This is a genomic window from Salmonella sp. SAL00670 (assembly GCF_046552235.1).
GTDB lineage: Bacteria > Pseudomonadota > Gammaproteobacteria > Enterobacterales > Enterobacteriaceae > Salmonella > Salmonella enterica.
This window is the reverse complement of record NZ_JBGDUO010000018.1, coordinates 1-4,354: the sequence shown is the minus strand read 5'-3', so window position 1 is coordinate 4,354 and position 4,354 is coordinate 1. Positions and strand designations below refer to the sequence as shown.

Sequence of the window (4,354 nt, the reverse complement as noted above, 5' to 3'; positions counted from 1 at the left end):
TCGTATTCAACGTGAGAAGTGTTGATGGTGATACCACGCGCTTTTTCTTCCGGCGCGTTATCGATCTGGTCGAATGCGCGAGCGGCACCGCCGTAGGTTTTAGCCAGTACGGTAGTAATGGCAGCGGTCAGCGTTGTTTTACCATGGTCAACGTGGCCGATAGTACCGACGTTAACGTGCGGTTTTGTACGTTCAAACTTTTCTTTAGACATCGATTGTCCCTCTAAGACACGGATAAATCGGTGATATCACCACATCAACCAGGCAACACGCCCGACTTGTTGAATGCTAATAAACAGAAGAGAAAAACAGGAAGGAGAAAAGAAGTGGTGCTGATAGGCAGATTCGAACTGCCGACCTCACCCTTACCAAGGGTGCGCTCTACCAACTGAGCTATATCAGCACATCTTGGAGCGGGCAGCGGGAATCGAACCCGCATCATCAGCTTGGAAGGCTGAGGTAATAGCCATTATACGATGCCCGCATCCTGGAACTCGGCTACCTGATTTTCATTCTGCACTGAATATCGAGAGAAACTCTCTTTATTCGAGCCGGTAAGCGAACTTATCGTCTCGGGCTGCGCCATCGCGCGGCCGAAAATGGTGGTGGGGGAAGGATTCGAACCTTCGAAGTCTGTGACGGCAGATTTACAGTCTGCTCCCTTTGGCCGCTCGGGAACCCCACCGGACTTGATGGTGCCGACTACCGGAATCGAACTGGTGACCTACTGATTACAAGTCAGTTGCTCTACCTACTGAGCTAAGTCGGCATCAAGTAGCGCGCATTCTATGGAGACCTGCGTGCTCATGCAACTAAAAAATTGCATAAAATGTTCTATCGCTCACATTTTGCGCTATAAGAGACAAAAATGCTCTAATTTCAAACAAGAGAGCATAAATTTTCGGCATTTTACCGACCGTCTGACCAGGATACGACGCGGCATTTCAACGCTCCGTCGATAGAAAGCAATCTTCTGTATCTGGTATATTCGTCACATTGCTTCTCAGGGATAGCTTTCACAGCGAGATTTTTTCTTATTATTCCTCCCCATCTGGTGTTACCCTCCTGCCCATTGTCCAAATTAACTTAAATGTGACGTGCCGTTGCATGTCAGGGATGGCCCTCGTTCATCGCTGAACTGATGTAGCAATAGCAGCCAGAAACATGCTTATGAGTATAAAAGAGCAATCGTTAATGACGCCTTATCTACAGTTTGATCGCAGCCAGTGGGCTGCGCTTCGCGATTCTGTGCCGATGACCCTGACCGAGGATGAGATCGCGCAGTTAAAAGGCATTAATGAAGATTTATCGCTGGAAGAAGTTGCAGAAATATATTTACCTCTCTCCCGTTTGCTAAATTTCTATATCAGTTCAAATCTGCGTCGTCAGGCTGTCCTGGAACAGTTTCTGGGCACTAACGGCCAGCGAATCCCTTATATCATCAGTATCGCGGGCAGCGTCGCAGTGGGTAAAAGCACGACAGCACGCGTTCTGCAAGCGTTGCTGAGTCGCTGGCCGGAACACCGCCGTGTTGAATTGATTACCACAGACGGCTTCCTCCACCCAAACCAGGTGTTGAAAGAACGCGGGTTAATGAAGAAAAAGGGGTTCCCCGAATCGTATGATATGCACCGACTGGTGAAATTCGTTTCTGACCTCAAGTCGGGCGTACCGAACGTGACGGCGCCAGTCTATTCTCATTTGATTTACGATGTTATTCCTGAAGGGGATAAAACCGTCGCTCAGCCTGATATATTGATTCTTGAAGGTTTGAATGTTTTACAAAGCGGTATGGATTATCCTCACGATCCGCATCATGTATTTGTCTCTGATTTCGTTGATTTCTCTATTTACGTGGATGCGCCAGAAGAACTTCTTCAGACGTGGTATATCAATCGCTTCCTGAAATTCCGCGAAGGGGCGTTTACCGATCCTGACTCTTATTTCCACAATTATGCGAAATTATCTAAAGAAGAAGCTGTTAATACAGCAGCTTCGCTTTGGAAAGAAATTAACTGGTTGAATTTAAAACAAAATATTTTACCCACGCGAGAACGTGCCAGCCTTATTATGACTAAGAGCGCTAACCATGCGGTGGAACAGGTAAGATTGCGGAAATAACAGAAAAAAGGGGAGCACCGACTCCCCTTTTTTACTATTCGGCGCTTCGCAGCGATATTTCTCCGCCCATCCAGGGTTTAATCACGCCATCCTGTTCAAGCAATAATGCGCCTTGAGTATCAATGCCGCGAGAAATACCAAATATTTCTTTGTCACCAATAATTAGTTTTACCGGGCGATCAATAAAATTATCCAGTTTTTTCCAGCGCGAAAGATAAGGAGAAAGACCTTCTTGCTCAAAAAGCTCAAGCGCAGCACGTAGCTTATAAATCAGCTTTGCGGCCAGCATATTGCGGTCGAGCGTAATTCCGGCCTCTTGTAGTGTGATCCATCCCTGATTTATCACGTCCTCTTCTACGCGACGCATTGCCATGTTAATACCAGCGCCAATCACTATTTGTGCGGCATCGCCCGTTTTACCGGTTAACTCGACCAGAATACCCGCCAGTTTGCGGTCCAGTAGGTAAAGGTCGTTAGGCCACTTCACACGAACTTTATCTGCGCCCAGTTCACGCAGCACTTCCGCCATCACAATTCCAATGACCAGACTCAGGCCTATTGCCGCCGCAGGGCCCTGCTCCAGACGCCAGTACATTGAAAGATATAGATTCGCGCCAAACGGTGAGAACCATTTACGCCCGCGACGACCACGCCCCGCCTGTTGGTATTCTGCTACACAGGCATCGCCTGAGCGCAGCTCGCCAATTCGATCAAGTAAATACTGATTGGTTGAATCGATAACGGGCAATACCGCCACGTTTCCGCTATCCAGTTGGCTATGAATACGGTCAGCATCCAGTAACTGGATGGGTTCCGGTAAGCTATATCCTTTCCCGGGAACGGTAAATACATCTACTCCCCAGTCGCGTAATGTCTGGATATGTTTATTAATCGCCGCGCGGCTCATTCCCAGCCGTTCACCCAACTGCTCGCCTGAGTGAAACTCTCCGTCGGCAAGTAGTGAGATCAGCGTCAGGGGAACGGTAGTATCTTTCATGCAATGCTCTCCACAGCGTTCACCTCTCCGGACCGACCAATAAAGCGAACCTCAGGCTCCAGCCAGACATTAAATTTTTCACCCACTTTTTGCCGGACATGATGCGCCAGCGCCACCACATCTTTACTTGTCGCATCATTCGCATTAATCAATACCAGCGCCTGTTGGCGATGCACCGCAGCGCCGCCAATGGTGACGCCTTTCAACTGACATTGATCTATCAGCCAGCCTGCCGCCAGCTTTACTAAGCCGTCTGCCTGAGGGTAATGCGGCGCGTTGGGAAATCGTTCTAACAGTTCCATAGCGATATCGGCTGCGACAACGGGATTTTTAAAAAAGCTGCCCGCATTGCCATTCACTTTAGGATCCGGCAATTTTGTGGTGCGCATATGGCATACAGCATCAAACACCTGTTGCGCGGTGACCGTTTTCGGGTCCAGACGAGTAAGATCGCCATAGGTCAACACCGGCTGCCATTGCTTTGACAAACGCAGACCCACCGCGACGATCGCAACGCGATCCTGATATTCATTTTTGAAGATACTGTCACGATAGCCGAAACGGCATTCCGCCGCGGACAAACGCAGACGTTTTCCCGTTTCCAGTTCAACGCAGTCAACGTAGTCGCAGACGCGATGTAGTTCTACGCCATACGCGCCAATATTCTGTATAGGCGAGGAACCAACGCAGCCAGGGATGAGCGCCAGATTCTCCAGGCCGGGCATGTTGTTGTCCAGCGCGTAGCGAACCAGCTGATGCCAGTTTTCGCCTGCGCCGACGTGTAGGTGCCAGGCGTCCGCGGTTTCATTGACCTCAATGCCTTTCAGGCGGTTAAGGATCACGGTGCCGGCGTAATTTTCCAGAAACAGGACATTGCTTCCTTCACCCAGGATCATAACCGGCAGTCCCTCACGAGTTGCTTGCTGCCAGGCGCTCAGTAGTTGTTGTTCGTTTTCAGCGCATACGATGTGCTTTGCACAATGATCAATGCCGAAGGTATTCCAGGGTTTTAGGGAGTGGGTCATGGCTGCTTTCCTGATACTCAATCGGCAATAGTTTACCGTATCTGTGTTGGGAAGGCTTGTGGTTATAATGAGGGGAGATCGGCGCGTCCCTGTAGGCCGGATAAGGCGGAGCCGCCATCCGGCAGAAACAGACAAAAACAAAAGGCCCTGTCTTCCGACAGGGCCCTTCGTTTTATTTGATGCCTGGCAGTTCCCTACTCTCGCATGGGGA

The 4,354-nt window shown here is 49.6% G+C and carries 5 protein-coding genes and 4 tRNA genes; 2 read left to right on the top strand and 7 right to left on the bottom strand.

Annotation, left to right across the window (positions count from 1 at the left end; genetic code table 11):
• The 5 genes from ACLJRS_RS23555 to ACLJRS_RS23535 form a co-directional block, all read right to left on the bottom strand.
• Nucleotides 1-212: GTP-binding protein (locus ACLJRS_RS23555; RefSeq protein ID WP_000031661.1), on the bottom strand; the 212-nt coding region annotated here is incomplete at its 3' end.
• Between the two features lie 115 nt (nucleotides 213-327).
• A tRNA-Thr gene (locus tag ACLJRS_RS23550) sits at nucleotides 328-403 on the bottom strand.
• A gap of 6 nt (nucleotides 404-409) precedes the next feature.
• Nucleotides 410-484, bottom strand: a tRNA-Gly gene (locus ACLJRS_RS23545).
• Nucleotides 485-600: 116 nt separating this feature from the next.
• Nucleotides 601-685 (bottom strand) — tRNA-Tyr (locus ACLJRS_RS23540).
• Nucleotides 686-693: 8 nt separating this feature from the next.
• Nucleotides 694-769, bottom strand: a tRNA-Thr gene (locus ACLJRS_RS23535).
• Between the two features lie 19 nt (nucleotides 770-788).
• Here ACLJRS_RS23535 and ACLJRS_RS23530 point away from each other — a divergent pair.
• A complete protein-coding gene (locus tag ACLJRS_RS23530; RefSeq protein ID WP_001541267.1) occupies nucleotides 789-962 on the top strand; it encodes a hypothetical protein in 174 nt (57 codons plus the stop codon).
• Between the two features lie 208 nt (nucleotides 963-1,170).
• Nucleotides 1,171-2,121, top strand: a complete 951-nt coding sequence (gene coaA, locus ACLJRS_RS23525; RefSeq protein ID WP_000023068.1) for a type I pantothenate kinase — start codon at nucleotides 1,171-1,173, stop codon at nucleotides 2,119-2,121.
• A 34-nt stretch (nucleotides 2,122-2,155) separates the two neighbouring features.
• Here coaA and birA read toward each other — a convergent pair whose 3' ends face one another.
• Nucleotides 2,156-3,118 carry a bifunctional biotin--[acetyl-CoA-carboxylase] ligase/biotin operon repressor BirA gene (gene birA / locus ACLJRS_RS23520; RefSeq protein ID WP_000655746.1) on the bottom strand — a complete coding sequence of 321 codons (963 nt, stop codon included), beginning with the start codon at nucleotides 3,116-3,118 and terminating at the stop codon, nucleotides 2,156-2,158.
• A complete protein-coding gene (murB, locus tag ACLJRS_RS23515) occupies nucleotides 3,115-4,143 on the bottom strand; it encodes a UDP-N-acetylmuramate dehydrogenase (RefSeq protein ID WP_000149788.1) in 1,029 nt (342 codons plus the stop codon). The genes birA and murB overlap by 4 nt, the downstream gene beginning before the upstream one ends.
• Nucleotides 4,144-4,354: the final 211 nt, after the last annotated feature.

What these genes read in the sequence shown, in the direction of transcription:
- ACLJRS_RS23530 (WP_001541267.1), top strand. Translation starts at nt 789, where the DNA reads ATGGAGACCTGCGTGCTCATGCAACTAAAAAATTGCATAAAATGTTCT.
- birA (WP_000655746.1), bottom strand. Translation starts at nt 3,118, where the DNA reads ATGAAAGATACTACCGTTCCCCTGACGCTGATCTCACTACTTGCCGAC.
- coaA (WP_000023068.1), top strand. Translation starts at nt 1,171, where the DNA reads ATGAGTATAAAAGAGCAATCGTTAATGACGCCTTATCTACAGTTTGAT.
- murB (WP_000149788.1), bottom strand. Translation starts at nt 4,143, where the DNA reads ATGACCCACTCCCTAAAACCCTGGAATACCTTCGGCATTGATCATTGT.